We start from the raw sequence: 18377 nt of genomic DNA, 5'->3' as shown, positions 1-18377 counted from the left end.
TTAGTCCACTAGTCTGAATTCCAGCATCAGGTTGCGCTGGAGGAAAGAGTGGTTGTCATCAGAAATGATGACGAGGCGCGTCGAACCATCCGGCCCCTTCACCACATCCATGCCTTCCATATTGTCGATCTGGTAGGCCATGCCGGCTTCCATGAGGATTTCACCATCCACCACCGCGCCCGGCCGGATATCAGCACCGTGTATGCGGCGGATGCGCATGCCGACGCCTTCGGCAAAATTGAAGCGGCGCTCGAGCAGCAACAGGTCGCCATTAGGCAGGAAGGCGCCATCAGTCACGTCGAACGAGGGATGGTGGGTAACCGCGAATGTGCCTTTCAGCGGCCCCTCAAGGATCGCGGCGAGAAGATTGCCGTCCGCATCAATGCTTTTCTCCGCAACGACGACGAGAGCGCCCGCGAGCGGCGAATCGGCTGGCGAGACCGCCAGCGCCTCCATGCCGCCATTGTGGCGCAGCTCATTATTGGGGATGAGATGCGGCAGACGGCCAAGTGGCTTTGAGGTGGCAAAGCCCGGATCGGGATAGATATCGATCCTGTGGCGTTGCTCGTAACTGACGAAAACCCTGCCGCCGCGCAGCGCCAGCCCTTCCGCATCCATCTCCATCTTGCGCGGCGGTTCGCGGCCGTTCATGTCCAGCATCGGGGTAATACGGACTTCAGCAAGACCAGACAGCGCCCCGACAGCGTCACGTGTGACCCTACCGGTCAGCCAGTGGCCGGTATCCAGCACCGCAACGAAGTCTTCTCCGTTGGGGCGGAACCGAATGGAGGAGATAGCGCCGAACAACTTTTCCGGCGCACTCATCACCATGCCGCCAATGAATTCCAGCTTGCCGAAACGTTTTTCGCTGGTGCCGACCTCGAAACCGGAGAGCTGACGGACGCTGACCGGCACATCGATGGCGGACGCGCCAATGGAAACCGGACAAAGCGATACGGCCGCCAGAATGGCGGCCATCAAGAGCGTTTTGCGGGCGGAGGACGCCCCGCCCTGCTTATCCCGCACGACGGACCCTGCGGGACGAACCGGCAGCGCCGCTCGTATCTTCAAAGAGCGCCGCGAGCTGTTCGGTCATCGCGCCAGCCAGCTCGTCCGCATCCACAATGGTGACCGCGCGGCGGTAATAACGTGTCACGTCATGACCGATACCGATTGCCAGCAGCTCCACCGGCGAACGCGTTTCGATCTGCTCGATAACGGCGCGCAGGTGCCGCTCCAGATAGTTGCCCGGATTGACCGACAGGGTTGAATCGTCCACCGGCGCACCATCAGAGATCATCATCATGATCTTGCGCTGCTCGGGGCGGCCGATCAGGCGATTATGCGCCCACATCAGCGCCTCGCCATCGATGTTTTCCTTGAGCAAGCCTTCGCGCATCATCAGGCCGAGATTGCGCCGTGCGCGCCGCCACGGCGCATCCGCCGACTTGTAGATGATATGGCGCAGATCGTTAAGGCGGCCCGGCGAAGCCGGCTTGCCGCTGGCGAGCCATTGCTCACGCGATTGCCCGCCCTTCCATGCCTTGGTGGTGAAGCCCAGAATTTCCACCTTTACACCGGAGCGCTCCAGGGTACGCGCCAGAATATCGGCGCAGGTGGCGGCAACCGTGATCGGACGGCCGCGCATCGAACCGGAATTGTCGATGACCAGCGAAACCACGGTATCGCGGAATTTGGTGTCGCGTTCCTTCTTGAAGGAGAGCGGCTGCATGGGATCGATGATGAGCCTGACGAGGCGGGCCGGATCGAGATAACCCTCTTCCAGATCGAAATCCCAGGAACGGTTCTGCTGCGCCATCAGGCGGCGCTGCAGACGGTTCGCCAAGCGCCCCACAGCGCCCTGCAGATGAGCAAGCTGCTTGTCGAGGAAGGCGCGCAGACGGTCAAGCTCGGCCTCGTCGCACAGTTCCTCGGCGTGGATTTCCTCGTCGAATTCCTGCGTGAAGATGCGGTAATCGACTTTCTCGTTGAAATCATCGAAGGGGCTGTTGGGACGGCGGGTCTCGCCGGGCGTTTCGGAATCCTCGTCGAGATCGTCGGACATTTCCTCGTCCGACATCTCGGCGCCGTCCATCTCGCCTTCTTCCATTTCCTCCTGCGAGGCCTCGTTCTCATCGGCGGGCGTCGCGTCGGAGCCGGCCTCTTCCTCGACCTGCTCTTCTTCGGTCTCGTTGGTGCGCGGCTGGTCCTCGTTGGATTCCGCTTCCTGACTTTCCGGCTCGTTATCCTCGTCGCCAAAATCCTCCGCCATCTGCATGGAGGTCAGCATCTTGCGCACAAGACGCGAAAACGCCTTCTGGTCGCCGATCACCTTGGAAAGATCGTTCAGGTCGCCGGCAGCCTTGTCCTCGATGAAGTCGCGCCAGAGGTCGAGAACCTTGCCGGCACTTTCCGGCGGCTTTTCGCCTGTCAGCTTCTCGCGCACCAACAGCGAAACGGCTTCGGCAAGAGGAGCATCATCCTGTTTTGTAATACCGGCAAAATTCGCCTTGGCGTATTTTTCCGTGTTCATGGCATTGATATTGGAAGCCATGCCCGGCATCCGCAGCGCACCGATCGATTCAACGCGCGCCTGCTCTACCGCATCGAAGATCAACCGCGCTTCAGCGCCCTGCGGCGACATCACCGCATGGGTATCCGCATCGTGGCAGGCGAGACGCAGCGCCATGGAATCGCCGAGGCCGCGGGTTATCGCGATTTCCTGCGCGGTGGGTTTCTTGGAAATTTCCGGCAGGCGCATGCGCTCGCCGGCAAGACCCGGCCGTTCATTGGCGAAAACGACTTCGACTTCGGCATCGCCAGCGACGGATCGCACGCATCCGGCAATCGCCTGACGCAACGGTTCCGTATCGACCGCCGTACCCGGTTTCGCTCTGGAATTGTCGCCGCGCGCTGCCATTGTCTTTCCTGTCGATTGTCGACGCCTGCGGCCCACGCATCTCTGGATGCGCGATCCGCCGGCGTCCTCAAGTCATGGATGATCTTTTCCGGGCAAGCCGGGAACGATCAGGCGCTGAGAACGATGTTCGCAGCGCTTTCCTTCAGCTCGACGCCAAAGGCCCGCTGATACTGCTCGGCCACCAGCGTGCGCTCCAGCTCGTCGCACTTGTTGAGGAAGGTCACGCGGAAGGCAAAGGCGAGATCGCCGAAGATTTCCGCATTTTCCGCCCAGGTGATGACGGTACGCGGGCTCATGACGGTGGAGAGATCGCCATTGATGAAAGCCGAACGGGTAAGATCCGCCACGCGCACCATCTTGGAGACGGTTTCGCGTCCCTTCGGATTGTCGAAGCTCTTCACCTTGGCGGCGATGATGTTCACTTCCTGCTCATGCGGCAGATAGTTCAGCGTGGTGACGATGGACCAGCGGTCCATCTGCGCCTGGTTGATCTGCTGCGTGCCGTGGTAAAGCCCCGTCGTATCACCAAGGCCGATGGTGTTGGCGGTCGCGAAAATGCGGAAGGCCGGATGAGGACGGATAACGCGGCTCTGGTCGAGCAGGGTCAGGCGGCCAGACGATTCCAGCACGCGCTGGATCACGAACATCACATCCGGGCGACCGGCATCATATTCATCGAAGACAAGCGCGACATTGTGCTGGTAGGCCCAGGGCAGGATGCCGTCCTTGAATTCGGTAACCTGTTTGCCGTCTTTCAGGACGATGGCGTCCTTGCCGACGAGATCGATACGGCTGACATGGCTGTCGAGGTTGACGCGCACGCAGGGCCAGTTGAGACGGGCAGCCACCTGCTCGATATGGGTGGATTTACCCGTGCCGTGGAAACCGGAGACCATGACACGTCGGTTGTGAGCAAAACCGGCAAGGATCGCGAGCGTCGTGTCGCGGTCGAAAAGATAGTCGGGATCGAGATCAGGCACATAGGCGTCGCCCTGGGAATAGGCGGGAACCCGCAGATCCGTATCAATGCCGAAAACCTCCCGCACGGACACCGTCGTGTCGGGCAGGTTGGAAATATCAAGGTCGATTTTGCTCATCACGTCTCCAAGGCGGGCGGCAGCCACCCGGCCACATCATCAATCAGGCGGTAAACACAGAAGTTGGCTTAGCAGAAACCTGACTGCTTTAACAATTGATATGCTTGAACAACAGCCCGAAAACGTTCTTCCGAACCACGATCGCCACCATTAGCATCAGGATGGTGCTTTTTGACAAGCTCCTTATAGCGCCTTTTTATGTCTTCCTGCTTTGCACTGGAAGAAAGTCCGAGCGTATCGAAGGCTTTTGCCTCCAGCGTCTTCAATTTGCGGTCCTGCTGCATGCGGGTGCCGCCTGCCTTCGAGCCGCCAGCAAAACCGTCGGCAAAGCCGAAAGGATCACGGATACGGGCATTGCCGCTCGCCGTGCCGGAGCGCAGCGTGGAATGCAGCGGGCTGTCGCGGGCGGTCTTGTTGACGCCAACCGTCCAGGTGGGGCGATGGCCGGTGATCGCTTCCTTCTGGTAACGGGCGATCTCGCTGTCGGACAGGCCGGAAAAATAATTGTAGCCTTTATTATACTCCTTCACGTGCTCAAAACAGAACAGGAAGAATTGCCCCTCGGCATTGCGGCCGACGGGTGCCCGGTGAATGCCCGGCTTGTCGCATCCGTCCCACTGGCAGGTTGGGGCCTGAACCTCAGGTTCCCGCTCCCTTTTCCGGCGCGTGCGGATGCGGTCGAAATATTTCGAATCCAGTTTCATGATGCCCTGATTATGGGGTGCGAAAAGCCGCACAACAAGAATTGACAAAGCGGAATGTTACAGGCTTTTAGGGAGCCCCCTTCAAAGACCGGCAAACAGAATTGGAGCCCTTCGAATGTCTCTGCGAGAGCGCATAGAAACCAAGCTTCGGGAAAGCTTTTCACCGGAGCGCCTGAGGGTCGTCGATGAAAGCCAGATGCATGCGGGCCACCAGCCGGATATCACAGGTACCGGCGAGACGCATATGCGTGTTCAGATAGTGTCGGAGAGCTTTTCCGGCAAGTCCCGCATCGAACGGCACCGGGCAATCAACGCGCTTTTGAAGCCCGAACTCGATGCCGGGCTGCATGCTCTGGCGATAGAGGCAGCGGCACCGGGGGAAGCGGTGCGGTTTTAAGTAAAGCTTGTCATCAGAACCGAGAGCAAGCCCCCTTACCCGGCCCTTCGGGCTACCTTCTCACCGGCGGAGAGAAGAAACCGGGCGGCAACGCCCTTGCTCAAGGCGCCAGCAACTTTTCCCGTAGAGCATTGCCAAAACAGCTTGTTCTTTTCCCCGCCGGGAGAAGTGCCGGAGCGAAGCGGGGCGATGAGGGGGCGCCCTCACCGTACCTCTCAGCGCCAGTTCACCCCGGATGCTTCTCCGACAGGAAGGACTGCACCTCGGATGCCGCAACGTCATCCGCCACGAAGGACTGGCCAATGCCGTGGGTGAGGATGAAGGTGAGCTTGCCGCCCTTGACTTTCTTGTCCTGCGCAATTGCCGTCATCAGCGTTTCGACGGGCGGCAATTCTCCAGGAATATCTTTCATCGTGGTCGGCAGGCCGACTGCCTTCAGGTGCGCTTCGACGCGCGCGGCATCGTCAGGACTTGCGAGGTTCAGGCGGGCAGAGAACTGGTGCGCCAGCACCATGCCGATGGCGACACCTTCACCATGCACCAGCCGCTTGCTGTCGTAATTGGTCGCCGCCTCCAGTGCGTGACCGAAGGTGTGCCCGAGATTCAGAAGGGCGCGTACGCCGTTTTCCTTTTCGTCGGCCACCACCACGTCTGCCTTGGCCTGGCAGCTGGTTGCAATCGCCTGGATGCGGGCAGGGCCGCCGGTGCGGATGTCGTCCCAGTTCTTTTCCAGCCAGAAGAAAAAATCCGGCTTGTCAATCAGGCCGTATTTGACGACTTCGGCGTAGCCGGCGCGGAATTCGCGCGGACTGAGCGTATCGAGCACCGCCGTATCCGCCAGCACCAGATCAGGCTGGTGGAAGACGCCAATGAGGTTCTTGCCGTGGCGGGTGTTGATGCCGGTCTTGCCGCCGACGGAGGAATCGACCTGCGCCAGAAGCGAGGTCGGTATCTGCACGAAACGTACGCCGCGGCGGACGATACCGGCTGCAAAACCGGCGAGATCGCCGATCACGCCGCCGCCAAGCGCGATTACCGCATCATTGCGTTCCACCCTTGCGGCTAGAACCGCATCGCAGACAGTGACGAGATGCTCGAAGCTCTTGGTCTTTTCACCGGCCGGCAGGGTCAGGGAAACAGCCTCGATGCCGTCCGTCTGCAGTCCATCCATCAAGCCTTCAAGGTAGAGCGGCGCGACATGCTCATCGGTGATGATCGCCGCACGCCGGCCCCTCAGCCGCGCCGAGATTTCGCCGCCAGCCCGGCCGATGAGGCCCGGCCCGATCAGAATGTCATAGGCGCGCTCACCGAGCGGCACATGGACGAGACGTTCATCGGCGTGGATTTCAGAAGGCGTCATGGGAATCAGTCTTTCTGTTCGATGCCGGCAATGGCGGCCAGCACTTCGGTCACGATGATTTCCTTGCGGACATCACGGGATTCGATGGTGAGATCTGCTTCCGAATAGATCGGATAGCGCTTCTCCATCAGGGCCGCCAGCGTGGCCCTGGGGTTTTCGGTCTTGAGAAGCGGGCGGTGATCACGCTTGTTCACCCTCTCCCACAACACCTCCAGATCCGCCTTCAGCCACAGCGAAATCCCACCACGGCTGATGTGCCGGCGCGTATTGTCGTTTATGAAGGCGCCGCCGCCAGTTGAGATGACCTTGGGCCCGCCGCGCAGCAGCCGCTTGATGACCCGCGTTTCCAGCGCCCGGAATTCTTCTTCACCATAGGTGGCAAAAAGTTCTGATATCGTCATGCGCGAAACCCGTTCGATTTCGACATCCGTATCGATGAAGGGAACCCTGAGCTGCTGGGCAACCATGCGGCCTATCGCCGACTTTCCGGCGCCCATCAGTCCGACAAAGACGATATTGCGCCGTCCGAGTTTTGCCCGCGCTTGCTCCCCGAGTGTGGCCGGGACGGATAAATTCGTTTCGCTCATAAATTTGAAAGCCCGTTTGGCATGGATATCTGCAAATGTTTACGAAGCGTCAAGCCAAATTGCTGACTGAATTGCGGTGAATCACAATGATCGCCGCATGCGGCGGTGACAGTGGCAGGCTTTTTCAGCTTGCCGCCGGTTTCGCCGCACCGCATATACGTTTCGATCGCCACCTTCACGGAGCCGCCATGCCCACCCTCTTCCGCTTCACGATGATACTGGCGACCATCGCGGGGCTGGTCTATGGCGGCATGGTGCTGCTCGTCATGGTCGTTCAGCCCCGCGACCGCGAAGTAACGGTGCGCATTCCCTCGGAAAGGCTGAACCCACCGGGGGCAGAACCGGCAAGGCGCACCCCATGAGCGGTCAACCGGTGGCGGCGCGCGACAGCGCGCGGCTGGAGAGTTTTCTGGAGATGATGAGCGCCGAGCGGGGTGCAGCCGCCAACACGCTCGCATCTTACGAGCGTGATCTGACGGACCTGCGCGAATTCCTTGGGAGCCGCCGCCAGTCTCTGACAGAAGCCGCCACATCGGACCTTTCCGCCTATCTGACCCATCTTTCCGCGCAAGGCTTCGCTGCGACCTCGCAGGCGAGACGCCTCTCATCCATGCGGCAGTTTTATCGCTTTCTTTATTCGGAAGGCCTGCGCAGTGACGACCCGACCGGCATCATCGATGCGCCCAAGAAGGGCGTTGCCCTGCCGAAAACGATGAGCGTCGCCGATGTAAACCGTCTCCTTGGGCTCGCGGCGCAGGAAGCGGCAACCGAAGGTCCCGGCCAGCTCGCGCGCATCCGCATGCATCTGCTGCTTGAGCTTCTTTATGCGACCGGCATGCGTGTCAGCGAACTCGTCTCGCTTCCGGTCAAAGTGCTGCGTCAGGAAGGACGTTTCCTGATGATCCGCGGCAAGGGTAACAAGGACCGGATGGTTCTTCTTTCCCGAACGGCCATCGAGGCCATGGAAAAATATGAAGCCGCCCTAAAGGCGCTTGCCTCAGAAAATGGCAAGGCAACGAAAAAGGCCGAAGCGACGGATAGCCCGTGGCTCTTCCCATCCAACAGCAAGGAAGGCTATCTGCCCCGTCAGGTCTTCGCCCGCGACCTCAAGGACATCGCCATTCGGGCCGGGCTGCACCCCTCGGCAGTGTCACCGCATGTGCTGCGCCACGCCTTCGCCAGCCACCTCTTGCAGAACGGTGCGGATTTGCGCGCGGTGCAGGAACTGCTCGGCCACTCCGACATTTCCACGACACAAATCTATACACATGTGCTGGAAGAACGCTTGCAAGAGCTGGTACAAACACATCACCCCCTTGCCAAACAGGGCAAAAACCTTGATTAGAGCGACCGGAACCGCCGGATAATCCGGTCAAACCTTGCGCAAAACGATCGGAAACGGATCTCATGCACAATTATCTCGACTTCGAAAAACCTATCTCGGACCTTGAGGGCAAGATCATCGAGCTGAAGAAGCTTGCCGATGAAGACGAGAGCATAGACACCTCGGAGGAGATCAACCGCCTGGAATCGCGCGTCAACGATGCGATGCAGGACATCTATTCCAAGCTGAACGCCTGGCAGAAAACGCAGGTCGCGCGTCACCCGCAGCGTCCGCATTTCGTCGATTACGCCAAGGCGCTGTTTACGGATTTCACGCCGCTTGCCGGCGACCGCAAGTTCTCCGAAGACGCCGCCATACAGGCCGGCCTTGCCCGTTTCAACGGTCAGCCAGTCGCCATCATCGGCCAGGAAAAGGGCAATGACACCAAGAGCCGCCTGAAGCACAATTTCGGCAGCCCGCGCCCGGAAGGTTACCGCAAGGCTATCCGCGTGCTGGAATTGGCCGACCGCTTCTCGCTGCCTGTCGTCACGCTTATCGATACCGCGGGCGCCTACCCCGGCGTCGGTGCGGAAGAGCGCGGTCAGGCTGAGGCCATCGCCCGCTCGACGGAAATGTGCCTGAACGTGAAGGTGCCGATCGTCTCCGTCGTCATCGGCGAAGGCGGCTCGGGCGGAGCCATCGCGATTGCCACCGGCAACCGCGTCTACATGCTGGAACATGCAATCTACTCTGTAATCTCGCCGGAAGGTGCGGCATCCATCCTCTGGCGCGATTCGACCCGCGCCAAGGAAGCCGCGACCAACATGAAGATCACCTCGGAAGATCTGAAGTCGCTCGGCGTCATCGATGGTATCATTCCCGAGCCGATCGGTGGCGCGCATCGCGCGCCGGAAACCGTGATCAGCGCGACAGGCGACGTTATCGCCAAGGCGCTGGCCGATCTTTCCCAGCGCTCGGGCACGCAGCTTAGGGCCGAACGCCGCCAGAAGTTCCTGGATATCGGCCGTAATCTCTGAGGCGGCCTTAATTTCCGCCGCTGTCGCCCCAACTCGGCCATAGTCCGGTCACATCAAAAGATGGATCGGCGGCCGCGGGGGCGGATCCGATTTGAGTTAAGAAGATGTAAACGGTTAATACCGTATTTAAATTGCACACGGAACGGTATAGAACTGCCGTCACTTCGTGCCATCGTCTTTCGGATCAGATCATGCGTTTGACACATTTTGCACTTCTTGCCTGTACCGCGCTCGTTCTCGCCGGTTGTAACGATACACTCGAAACCGTCGAACGTGATGTGTCGCACATCAAGAACAAGGTTGATTACCCGCTGTCTCCGTCCATTCTGGCCGAGATCGACAAGAAGGGCATGGACCGCACGTCGCCGATCATGATCCGTATCTTCAAGGAAGAAGGTGCGCTGGAAATCTGGAAGGCCAAGCGCGATAACCGTTTCGACAAGATTGCCGAATATCAAATTTGCGCATGGTCGGGAAAACTCGGCCCCAAGGTCAAGGAAGGCGACCGGCAGGCGCCGGAAGGTTTCTACAACCTGACGCCAGCCCATCTCAATCCGAATTCGAAATATTACCTCGCCATCAATACCGGCTTCCCGAACCGCTACGATGCTGCCAATGGCCGCAACGGCACCAACCTGATGATCCATGGCGCCTGCTCATCATCGGGCTGTTACTCGATGACGGATGCGCAGATTCTTGAAATCTACGGTTTTGCCCGCGATGCCTTCAAGGGCGGCCAGAAGACAGTTCAGCTGCAGGCATTTCCTTTCCGCATGACGGCGGAAAACATGGCACGTCATCGCAAGAGCGAGCACCTCGAATTCTGGAAGATGCTGAAGGTTGGTTACGACAATTTCGAAGTCACCAAACGTCCGCCGGAAGTGAATGTCTGCGAGAAGAAATATGTCTTCAACCAGCAGGCGGAAGGTGGCAGCTTCAACGCGTCGGCCCAGTGCCCGCCCATGAGCACGCCGCCTGCACTCGTCAGCGCGCTTTCGAGCTATGAGAAGACCTACGATCTCGCCTATGAAAAGGCGATGAAGAAATATGAAGGCATGGCCTGGTACGACCCGAGCGAAGCCGAGCGCAAGGCGCTGGTGGCCGAAAAGCGCAAGGGCCGCGAACCCGCCTATGCCCCGACGGGCTCGGCGCTGAAGGCCGGCAAGCTGATGAAGGAAACGGAATATGCCGCGCTGATTGAGAAGAAGGCGCAGCAGGTGACATCGTCTTCGCCAGCGACCACCGCAACCGCCTCGGCGCTGCGTGGCCCTCGCCCTTCGGCTAACCAACCGGCCACGGCGCCGCAATCGAACCCGGCACCAGCTGCCCCGACAATGGTTGCCTCGGCTACGCCTGCAGCAGGCCAGACTGGCGCTGCTGCCCAGAGCGTTCCGGTGCCAGCCATGAACCCGCTTGCCTATTCCGCAGCCCCGGCGCCGGAAGCACCGGAGAAGAAGCCCTTCTGGAAGTTCTGGGCCAAGGAATGACCGCAACAAGCGAGATCATCTATGATTTGAGGGGGCTTAAATGCCCCCTTCCGGTTTTGAGAAGCCGCAAGAAACTTGCAACGCTGAAGACGGGGGATGTTCTCACCGTCGAGACGACCGATCCTTTGGCGGTGATCGATATTACACATATGTGCAATGAGGATGGGCATCGTCTGGTGGAGACGACGGCGCTGGATAAGGGCCATCGGTTTCGGATTATGAAGGGTGGGAAAACCGACGTTTGACGGTGTCGCCGGTGGTTCACCCCCCTCTGTCCTGCCGGACATCTCCCCCTCAAGGGGGAGATCAGTCGCTGTGGCCGCTCGTTCCCTCGCCAGTATGCTCGCTGCGACCGTCGATGCGGAAAAGAGTATTCGGAGCAGGCCCCTTGTCGATCTCCCCCCTTGAGGGGGAGATGTCCGGCAGGACAGAGGGGGGTAAGCCACACCCCGGCCCGGCCGCCATTCCATACTACTTCAAAACTTCAACCCAGAAACCGCCAAAGGATTATCCGTCAGCGCCTGCCTGTCCGGGCGGTCAATACCCGGCGCGCTGGTGAAGGCAGCGAAGAGGTCCTTTACGAAAGCCTCCGGCAAATCCTTCGTAATCAGCACCATGCGCGTGCGCTGATCAGCGGGGTCCGGCCAGGCGGAAAGACGCTCCGGCGCGTGAAAAATCGTCTGCACGCCATGGAGCACCAACGGCCTGTCCGGATTGTCCGTGAGCTTCACGATGGCCTTCATGCGCAGAAGCTTTTCACCATGCGCCGAGCGCAGCAAATCCACAAACATGTCGATGGCCATTGGGCTTATCGGCTCGTCGTGTATGATCGAAAAGGAACGAATGGATGCATCGTGGCGGTTCACGTCGTGGTCATGGTGGTGGTGGTGATCATGTGCATGATCATGGTGGTGGTGATCGTGCAGCGCCTCTTCGCCTAACCAACGGCTGACATCGGCAGTTTTATTGCCGGCATCGTAAAGGCCGTTATTGAGAAGCCCCGCAGCACTCCAGTCGGTTTTGTCACCGTCCTCGATAATCGCGCGCGGATTGAGCGCCTCTAGGCGGGCAGTCAATGCCGCAATCGGGGCGTCATCGGCGAGCGCTCGTTTCGTCACGACAATACGATCGGCCACAGCCACCTGTTTCACAGCTTCCTGATGATTGTCGAGTGTGGAGAGGCCGTTCACGGCATCCACCACAGTGACCATGCCAACCAGCACGAAATTCTGCGCAATGACCGGGTTACCCATGACCGACTGCATGACGGGAGCGGGATCGGCAAGGCCGGTCGTTTCGATGACCACGCGCTTCACCGGCTTCAGCTTGCCGGTCTGGATACCGTCCATCAGTTCCGCCAGCGTGTCCACCAGTTCGCCGCGCACGGTGCAGCAAAGGCACCCTTCCGCCAGTTCTATAATGCCCTCGCCCGCGCTTTCGACCAGCATGTGATCGATGCTGACATCGCCGAATTCATTGATGATGATCGCCGCGTCGCTCATGTCAGGATCCTTAAGGAGCCGATTGAGCAGAGTCGATTTTCCGGCGCCGAGAAATCCGGTGATAATGGAAACCGGGATACGATCGCGAGACATGTCTGGCCTGTATGTTGATTGCCGCTTTGGGGAAGTCAGTTCAGGACATAAAACCCGCAACGGCATGAAGCTAAAACAAATCGCCCGAGGCTGAAAGCCGCGAGCGACATTGTAATATCATAACATGATCGATCTGCGAATAGCCAAATGGCAGGGCGGCCGGGAGACCTCTCCCGGCACCTTCGCCTGTCCGTCAGAATGTGGGGCGCGGGATCGGGATCGGCACATTCGCCAATTGGCCCTTTGCGGCCGCGCCCTTGGGCGCATTAACCGCGACCGTCTCGCTGCCCGGTATAAGACCGGCGAAGGAATATTCCGGCGGACGGGTCATTTCCCGCACATAGGGCGAATGGATGACCATGCGGCCGGCATCGTCGCGTCCCTCACTGCGGATTTTCGCCGCCTTCGGGTTGCATATTTCGGCGCTGATATCGTTGACCTCTGCGGTATCGCCATAAGGGGCAAGCGAGGCGAGCGAGACACCCTGACCGGAAGGAGACGTCAGGCCCATCTGCAGAAGATCGGCCGACTGGTCGGTTCGACCCGCGAGACTATCGGCACCCAGCACCACAGTGATGATCGAGCGGCCATTGCGCACGGCCGATGCCACCTGGTTGAACCCGGAAGCGCAGATAAAGCCGGTCTTCATGCCATCCGCGCCATCGAAGCGGCCAACCAGCATATTGAAATTGGCGTAATTCTTTTTGCCGGTGGTGACGCCCTCAAGCGAGAAATAATGCGCATATTCGGGAAATTCCCGCTTGATGATCAGCGCCAGCAGCGCGAGGTCGCGGGCCGTCGTGTACTGGCCCTTCCCCGGCAGACCATTGGGGTTCACGTAATGCGTGGAATTCATACCGAGGCGCTGCGCCTGCGCATTCATCTGCGCCACGAAATTATCCGTGTTGCCGCCGATGGTCTCCGCAATCGCGACTGCAATATCGTTGGCGGACTTGATCAGCAGCAGCTTCAGCGCGCTGTCCATCGTCAGTTTCTGGCCGGGCTTGAAATACATCTTGGAGGCGGGCTGGTCGGCGGCCTTCTTGCTCATCACCACTTCGGTCTGCGGGCTGATCTTGCCAGCCTTCATCTGCGAAAAGGCGATATAGGCGGTCATCAGCTTGGTCAGCGAGGCCGGATACCATTTGCGGAAGGCTTCCTGGTGCGAGATCACCTTGCCGGTTTTGACATCGACCACCATTTTCGGATTGGCATTGGCCACCGGGGCCGCGGCGACGACACCGGCGGTGATGATGGCAATGGCTGCGGAAAGCCGGCGGGCGGCGATTGGCGATTTGAAAGTCTGTGGCAAGGCTAGTCCTCGAATTCCCGTCTTCAGTCGGGGAATGGCAATATTCACCATATATGTCCTAGCAATGGCAAAGTACATTGATTACGTCAATTATGCGGCGCACTATCCACCACGGAGGATGGAGTTTTACGACACGCCGTACCGATGAACCCAGGAATGAACGAATGCCGATTTTGAACAGAGCCGCCGAACTCCAGCAGGAAGTCAGCGAATGGCGGCATCACCTGCATGAAAATCCAGAGATTTTGTATGATGTCGACAACACCGCGGCCTTCGTCGCGGAGAAGCTGAAATCTTTCGGCGTTGACGAAATCGTGACCGGTCTCGGCCGCACCGGCGTCGTCGGCATCATCAGGGGCAATCTTCCAGGCAATCGCACCATCGGCTTCCGCGCGGATATGGACGCGCTGCCCATAGTCGAGGAAACCGGCAAAGCCTGGGCATCGAAAACGCCCGGCGCCATGCACGCCTGCGGCCATGACGGCCACACCGCAATGCTTCTCGGCGCGGCGAAGTACCTCACCGAGACCCGCAATTTCGCGGGCTCGATCGCTGTCATTTTCCAGCCAGCGGAAGAAGGCGGCGCCGGCGCGCTCGCCATGGTCGAAGACGGCCTGATGGAGCGTTTCGGCATCGACGAAGTTTACGGAATGCACAATATGCCGGGCATTCCGCTTGGCGCCTTCGCCATCCGCAAGGGCGGCATCATGGCAGCACCGGACAAGTTCTCAATCACGGTAAAGGGCCGAGGCGGCCATGCGGCCCAGCCGCACCGCACGATCGACCCCATCACCATCGGCGCGCAGATCGTAGGCAACCTGCAGATGATCGCCTCACGCAATGCCGATCCGATCCGCTCCGTTGTCGTCTCGGTCACGCGCTTTCAGGCCGGCTCCAGCCACAACATCATTCCCAACGAGGCGCTGATCGCCGGCACCGTGCGCAGCCTCGATGAGACAGTGCGCGATCTCGCCCAGGAACGTATCAAGCAGATGGCGGAAGGCATTGCGCTTGCCAATGGCGCAGAAGCCGAAGTCGTCTATGAGCGCTATTGCCCGGTGACCTTCAACCACGCCGCTGAAACCAACCACGCTATCCGTGTGGCCCGCGATGTGGTTGGCGAACCGAATGTAGACCCCGATGTCGATCCCTCCATGGCAGGAGAGGATTTCTCCTTCATGCTGAAGGAAAGGCCCGGCTGCTTCATCTTTATTGGCAATGGCGATTCGGCCGGGCTCCACAATCCGGGTTATGACTTCAACGACGAAGCCATCGCCTACGGCATCTCCTATTGGGTGAAACTTGCAGAACAGCGCCTGACGAGCTGATGTCAGGCCAACGCGAAGAAAGCGGAGGACGAGATCAACCGCGATGAAGAACGCGGTTGATCCGCCGGCTGGGTCAGGTTAAAGAGCAATTCAGTGTCCACGTAGCTCAGCAGGATAGAGCACAGGATTCCTAAGACAAATTGGGGGTTGCGTCCGGAAACGACGCAATCGATCTGCTCAAAGTCGGGGAAAGCTTCGCTGGTCTTCCAGCATGCCAATCCCGAGCCAAGCTCCGGAGAAATCCGGTGAAGGTGTAGAGACTGGATGGGCAGCACCTAAAGGCCTCACGGCCCATGGTGAAGGGACAGTCCAGACCACGAACGCCCTTCCCAACAAGGCAGGGCGGCGGCGAAAGCCGAAGCGGTATGAATCCTGGGGTCGGAGGTTCGAATCCTCTCGTGGACACCATTTCCTGAAAATTATTTAAAATCAATGACATAATCGGACAGCGACCAGCAGACAGCTGGTCCGGGCGCGAGAAGTGGTGCGTATTCTTTGCCAGCCTGCCGCCTGCAATTGGCAAATATCAGATCGACCGACATAATAGCGGTTCCTCCTAGAACACAGAAAGTTCAAAGCTTCCTAAGGGAACGTTGAAAGCCCGCAATCGCTTCCTATTTCCTATCAGTGACGATGAGGCGCCTGTCGAAGTGGGACGCGCGAGACGAGGGAGATTTGATGATCGACGAATATGGTCCATATGTGCAGATGTCCACGCTTGGAGAACAGATGGCTGCCTGCTACCAGACGGATGCAAATCTCGCGCTGGAACCGCATCTGGCGCATTACATGGACGAGGTGGAGGTGAATATAGCCGCCGACAGCTTCAACCATGTTGGCTTCCTGAACAGGATCAGCAGCCGGTTGCAGGTGACGCTGGCAGCAACGACCAATCAAAGACGCCGGGAGTTTCTGCAAGCGGTTGTGGCTTCGCTTCAGGAGCGGATCGACCGCCATTCGTTCGATGTGGCTCAATAGGATTGGACCGCTCATCTCCCCGCGGTTGACCGGCTTGCACTTGGTTGACGAGACGGTCACAAGGCCTGTCTTACAGGAGCCCTCGGCGGCCGTTGTTGACTTGGACGCGCCGTCGTCATTCGACGAAAATCCGGACACTCGACGCACGGCCATCGGCGTCAATCACCGTGAGTGTGGAAAACCCCTGCCCTTCCGGTCGCCATTCACTGTTGCGACGGTGGGACGCATCCGGCAAAGGCAAACCGTTGGCGAGCCAGCGGAAGGGTGCGCGCCCGCCCTGAAGCTTCAGCACCAGTGGCGAGATGCCCGACTGGCCGGAAAGCTCCACCCGCGCGCCCTCGGGCGGATAAACGATGCGCGGGGCGCTTTCACGTCTTGAAGCCGAAAGCAGGCCGTTTGCGGTCGTCGTGAAACGCCGCTGGTTTGCCGGAAGGTCGGCCACGCTCACGCGCGCGACGCCGGAGGGTGCTGCCGGCATTGGCGTGATGGCCACGCCCGATTTTTCAAAGGCCTCGAAAAGGATGGGAGCCGCCGTCGCGTAACCGGCAATACCCGGCACGGCGCCGTTATCGGCGCGGCCGACCCAGACTCCGACCACGTGCCGCCCGTCATACCCGATCGACCAGGCGTCGCGGTAACCGTAGCTGGTGCCGGTCTTGTAGGCGATGCCGCGCTGTTTCATGCCGAGTGGCGGCAGCACGCCGGACAGGATGTCCGAAACGTTCCAGATTGCGGCATCGGAAAACAATCGGTCGCCTTCCAGTCGTTCCGGGGCGGAGCGGACGCCATCACCGAGGCGTACCGGACCGTCGCCACCTGTTAGCCCGGCATAAAGCTGGACAAGATCGACAAGCGAAATACCGGCGCCTCCGAGAGCAATGGCGAGCCCGGGTGCTTCGTTGGCGGGCAACGCGAGTGTGACGCCAGACCGCCGGAACCGCACCATCAACGCCGATGGGCTCACCGCGTCGAGCAATTTCACGGCGGGCACGTTGAGCGACAGTTGCAGCGCCTGCCTGATGCTGACATCGCCCTGATAATGCATGTCGAAATTGCGCGGCCGGTAACCGGAAAAATCAGCCGGGCGATCCTCGATGATGGTCTCCTGACCGATCAGGCCATCCTCAAAGGCGAGGCCATAAATGAATGGCTTGAGGGTCGATCCGGGCGAGCGCACCGCGCGGCTCATCTCCACGAAACCCCTCCTCGCGGTATCGAGATAATCCGCCGAGCCGACCTCCGCCAGAATATCCCCGCTCTCTGCGTCGGCCATGACGATGGCGACGGATACCTTATCGCCGATTTTTCCTGCTGCATGGCGCGCCACGCCTTCCAGTTCCCGCTGGATCGACAGCTTCAGAGTCGAGCGTATTTCCGCAGCATTGGGGAATTTCGCACGCGCGGCAGCAGCCATGTGCGGTGCTAACGCCGGCAGGTCGCGCCGGCTGGTCGGAACGCCCGCAAGCGTCGCCCGTTCCGCTTCGCCCTCACCCACGACACGTTCGACGGCAAGCCTCTGCAAGACCCGTTCCCTTGCCTGTCTCGCCGCCTCGGGATACCTGTCCGGGCGACGCCTTTCTGGCAATTGCGGCAGGGCGACCAGAAGGGCAGCCTCGGCCGTGTCGAGCCTTCCCGGCTCCTTGCCGAACCAGGCGAGGCTGGCCGCGCGTATGCCTTCGAGATTGCCGCCATAGGGCGCGATATTCAGATAAAGATCGAGGATATCCGCCTTGCTGAGCCGCCGTTCGATTTGAATAGCCCGCAGGGCCTGAAGAAGCTTTGCCGAGAAGGAGCGATCGGCGCGTGGCTCGACCAGCCGCGCCACCTGCATGGAAAGCGTCGAGGCGCCGGATACGATCCGGCCGTTGCTCACCAATTGCCACGCGGAACGCAGCAAGGCCCAGGGATCGATACCGTGATGGTCGTAAAAACGTTGGTCCTCATAGGCGACCAGCATCCGCAGGAACTGTGGATCGACTTCGGCCGCCGTGGTGTCGAGCCGCCAGCGGCCATCCGCTGTTGCGAAGGCACGCAGCAACTTGCCGTCTCGGTCCAACACCTCGAAGGATCGCTGCCGCGCTGTCTCGAGCGGCGGCGGGTAGGCCTTGTCCAGCGCATCCAGACCGAAGGCCGCACCGCCGATAAGCAATGCGGCCATAACGAAGCCGACGATGACATCTTTTTTCCGCCTCATCGTAATAACTTCGTATAGCATACATTATACGAAGTTATACGACTGATGAAGGAAACG

The 18377-nt window shown here is 59.8% G+C and carries 17 protein-coding genes; 8 read left to right on the top strand and 9 right to left on the bottom strand.

Annotated elements, in window-relative coordinates; genetic code table 11:
- The 4 genes from AGR2A_RS21110 to AGR2A_RS21095 form a co-directional block, all read right to left on the bottom strand.
- Positions 1-978, bottom strand: a complete 978-nt coding sequence (locus AGR2A_RS21110; protein WP_042935500.1) for an esterase-like activity of phytase family protein — start codon at positions 976-978, stop codon at positions 1-3.
- 37 nt (positions 979-1015) lie between these two features.
- Positions 1016-2920 carry a cobaltochelatase subunit CobT gene (gene cobT, locus AGR2A_RS21105; RefSeq protein WP_072493271.1) on the bottom strand — a complete coding sequence of 635 codons (1905 nt, stop codon included), beginning with the start codon at positions 2918-2920 and terminating at the stop codon, positions 1016-1018.
- Between the two features lie 107 nt (positions 2921-3027).
- Positions 3028-4017, bottom strand: coding sequence for a cobaltochelatase subunit CobS (gene cobS, locus AGR2A_RS21100; RefSeq protein WP_004445672.1), 990 nt, complete (start codon positions 4015-4017; stop codon positions 3028-3030).
- Between the two features lie 68 nt (positions 4018-4085).
- Positions 4086-4721, bottom strand: coding sequence for a J domain-containing protein (locus AGR2A_RS21095; RefSeq protein ID WP_072493439.1), 636 nt, complete (start codon positions 4719-4721; stop codon positions 4086-4088).
- 115 nt (positions 4722-4836) lie between these two features.
- Between AGR2A_RS21095 and AGR2A_RS21090 the strand changes: the two genes are divergently transcribed.
- Positions 4837-5118 (top strand): BolA family protein, encoded by a 282-nt coding sequence (locus tag AGR2A_RS21090; protein ID WP_004445674.1) that lies wholly within the window; start codon positions 4837-4839, stop codon positions 5116-5118.
- 226 nt (positions 5119-5344) lie between these two features.
- On the opposite strand, the gene aroB is transcribed toward AGR2A_RS21090, so the two are convergent.
- Positions 5345-6478: a 3-dehydroquinate synthase gene (gene aroB / locus AGR2A_RS21085; protein ID WP_004445676.1), complete on the bottom strand. Its 1134-nt coding sequence runs from the start codon at positions 6476-6478 to the stop codon at positions 5345-5347.
- 5 nt (positions 6479-6483) lie between these two features.
- Positions 6484-7065 carry a shikimate kinase gene (locus tag AGR2A_RS21080; RefSeq protein WP_004445677.1) on the bottom strand — a complete coding sequence of 194 codons (582 nt, stop codon included), beginning with the start codon at positions 7063-7065 and terminating at the stop codon, positions 6484-6486.
- Positions 7066-7253: 188 nt separating this feature from the next.
- Here AGR2A_RS21080 and AGR2A_RS21070 point away from each other — a divergent pair, with 188 nt between their 5' ends.
- The 5 genes from AGR2A_RS21070 to AGR2A_RS21050 all read left to right on the top strand — a co-directional run bounded on the left by AGR2A_RS21070 (position 7254) and on the right by AGR2A_RS21050 (position 11158).
- Entirely contained in the window at positions 7254-7427 is a 174-nt protein-coding gene (locus AGR2A_RS21070) for a hypothetical protein (RefSeq protein WP_034497628.1), read from the top strand.
- On the top strand, positions 7424-8410 hold the full coding sequence (xerD, locus tag AGR2A_RS21065; RefSeq protein ID WP_072493272.1) for a site-specific tyrosine recombinase XerD: 987 nt from the start codon (positions 7424-7426) through the stop codon (positions 8408-8410). Before AGR2A_RS21070 ends, xerD begins: the two co-directional genes overlap by 4 nt.
- Positions 8411-8472: 62 nt before the next feature.
- Positions 8473-9426, top strand: coding sequence for an acetyl-CoA carboxylase carboxyltransferase subunit alpha (locus tag AGR2A_RS21060; RefSeq protein ID WP_004445681.1), 954 nt, complete (start codon positions 8473-8475; stop codon positions 9424-9426).
- Between the two features lie 191 nt (positions 9427-9617).
- Positions 9618-10913 (top strand): L,D-transpeptidase family protein, encoded by a 1296-nt coding sequence (locus tag AGR2A_RS21055; RefSeq protein ID WP_072493273.1) that lies wholly within the window; start codon positions 9618-9620, stop codon positions 10911-10913.
- Positions 10910-11158, top strand: a complete 249-nt coding sequence (locus tag AGR2A_RS21050; RefSeq protein WP_072493274.1) for a sulfurtransferase TusA family protein — start codon at positions 10910-10912, stop codon at positions 11156-11158. Before AGR2A_RS21055 ends, AGR2A_RS21050 begins: the two co-directional genes overlap by 4 nt.
- A 231-nt stretch (positions 11159-11389) precedes the next feature.
- Here the strand turns inward: AGR2A_RS21050 and AGR2A_RS21045 are convergent, their stop codons facing one another.
- Both AGR2A_RS21045 and AGR2A_RS21040 read right to left on the bottom strand, forming a co-directional pair.
- On the bottom strand, positions 11390-12508 hold the full coding sequence (locus AGR2A_RS21045) for a CobW family GTP-binding protein (RefSeq protein WP_072493275.1): 1119 nt from the start codon (positions 12506-12508) through the stop codon (positions 11390-11392).
- Positions 12509-12701: 193 nt separating this feature from the next.
- Positions 12702-13820 (bottom strand): D-alanyl-D-alanine carboxypeptidase family protein, encoded by a 1119-nt coding sequence (locus AGR2A_RS21040; RefSeq protein ID WP_072493276.1) that lies wholly within the window; start codon positions 13818-13820, stop codon positions 12702-12704.
- Positions 13821-13984: 164 nt separating this feature from the next.
- Here AGR2A_RS21040 and AGR2A_RS21035 point away from each other — a divergent pair, with 164 nt between their 5' ends.
- Entirely contained in the window at positions 13985-15148 is a 1164-nt protein-coding gene (locus AGR2A_RS21035) for a M20 aminoacylase family protein (RefSeq protein WP_072493277.1), read from the top strand.
- 678 nt (positions 15149-15826) lie between these two features.
- Positions 15827-16126: a hypothetical protein gene (locus tag AGR2A_RS21025; protein WP_004445697.1), complete on the top strand. Its 300-nt coding sequence runs from the start codon at positions 15827-15829 to the stop codon at positions 16124-16126.
- Between the two features lie 115 nt (positions 16127-16241).
- On the opposite strand, the gene pbpC is transcribed toward AGR2A_RS21025, so the two are convergent.
- Complete coding sequence (gene pbpC, locus AGR2A_RS21020; RefSeq protein ID WP_080823328.1) at positions 16242-18320, bottom strand: penicillin-binding protein 1C; 2079 nt, start codon at positions 18318-18320, stop codon at positions 16242-16244.
- Positions 18321-18377: the final 57 nt, after the last annotated feature.

The sequence above is a fragment of the Agrobacterium genomosp. 2 str. CFBP 5494 genome, from assembly GCF_900013495.1.
GTDB lineage: Bacteria > Pseudomonadota > Alphaproteobacteria > Rhizobiales > Rhizobiaceae > Agrobacterium > Agrobacterium pusense.
The sequence above is the reverse complement of the archived record's forward strand: the minus strand, read 5'-3'. Positions and strand labels throughout refer to the sequence as shown.

Excerpts from the sequence above, each read along its gene's own strand:
- AGR2A_RS21110 (WP_042935500.1), bottom strand. The coding sequence starts at position 978 with ATGGCCGCCATTCTGGCGGCCGTATCGCTTTGTCCGGTTTCCATTGGC.
- cobT (WP_072493271.1), bottom strand. The coding sequence starts at position 2,920 with ATGGCAGCGCGCGGCGACAATTCCAGAGCGAAACCGGGTACGGCGGTC.
- cobS (WP_004445672.1), bottom strand. The coding sequence starts at position 4,017 with ATGAGCAAAATCGACCTTGATATTTCCAACCTGCCCGACACGACGGTG.
- AGR2A_RS21095 (WP_072493439.1), bottom strand. The coding sequence starts at position 4,721 with ATGAAACTGGATTCGAAATATTTCGACCGCATCCGCACGCGCCGGAAA.
- AGR2A_RS21090 (WP_004445674.1), top strand. The coding sequence starts at position 4,837 with ATGTCTCTGCGAGAGCGCATAGAAACCAAGCTTCGGGAAAGCTTTTCA.
- aroB (WP_004445676.1), bottom strand. The coding sequence starts at position 6,478 with ATGACGCCTTCTGAAATCCACGCCGATGAACGTCTCGTCCATGTGCCG.
- AGR2A_RS21080 (WP_004445677.1), bottom strand. The coding sequence starts at position 7,065 with ATGAGCGAAACGAATTTATCCGTCCCGGCCACACTCGGGGAGCAAGCG.
- AGR2A_RS21070 (WP_034497628.1), top strand. The coding sequence starts at position 7,254 with ATGCCCACCCTCTTCCGCTTCACGATGATACTGGCGACCATCGCGGGG.
- xerD (WP_072493272.1), top strand. The coding sequence starts at position 7,424 with ATGAGCGGTCAACCGGTGGCGGCGCGCGACAGCGCGCGGCTGGAGAGT.
- AGR2A_RS21060 (WP_004445681.1), top strand. The coding sequence starts at position 8,473 with ATGCACAATTATCTCGACTTCGAAAAACCTATCTCGGACCTTGAGGGC.
- AGR2A_RS21055 (WP_072493273.1), top strand. The coding sequence starts at position 9,618 with ATGCGTTTGACACATTTTGCACTTCTTGCCTGTACCGCGCTCGTTCTC.
- AGR2A_RS21050 (WP_072493274.1), top strand. The coding sequence starts at position 10,910 with ATGACCGCAACAAGCGAGATCATCTATGATTTGAGGGGGCTTAAATGC.
- AGR2A_RS21045 (WP_072493275.1), bottom strand. The coding sequence starts at position 12,508 with ATGTCTCGCGATCGTATCCCGGTTTCCATTATCACCGGATTTCTCGGC.
- AGR2A_RS21035 (WP_072493277.1), top strand. The coding sequence starts at position 13,985 with ATGCCGATTTTGAACAGAGCCGCCGAACTCCAGCAGGAAGTCAGCGAA.
- AGR2A_RS21025 (WP_004445697.1), top strand. The coding sequence starts at position 15,827 with ATGATCGACGAATATGGTCCATATGTGCAGATGTCCACGCTTGGAGAA.
- pbpC (WP_080823328.1), bottom strand. The coding sequence starts at position 18,320 with ATGAGGCGGAAAAAAGATGTCATCGTCGGCTTCGTTATGGCCGCATTG.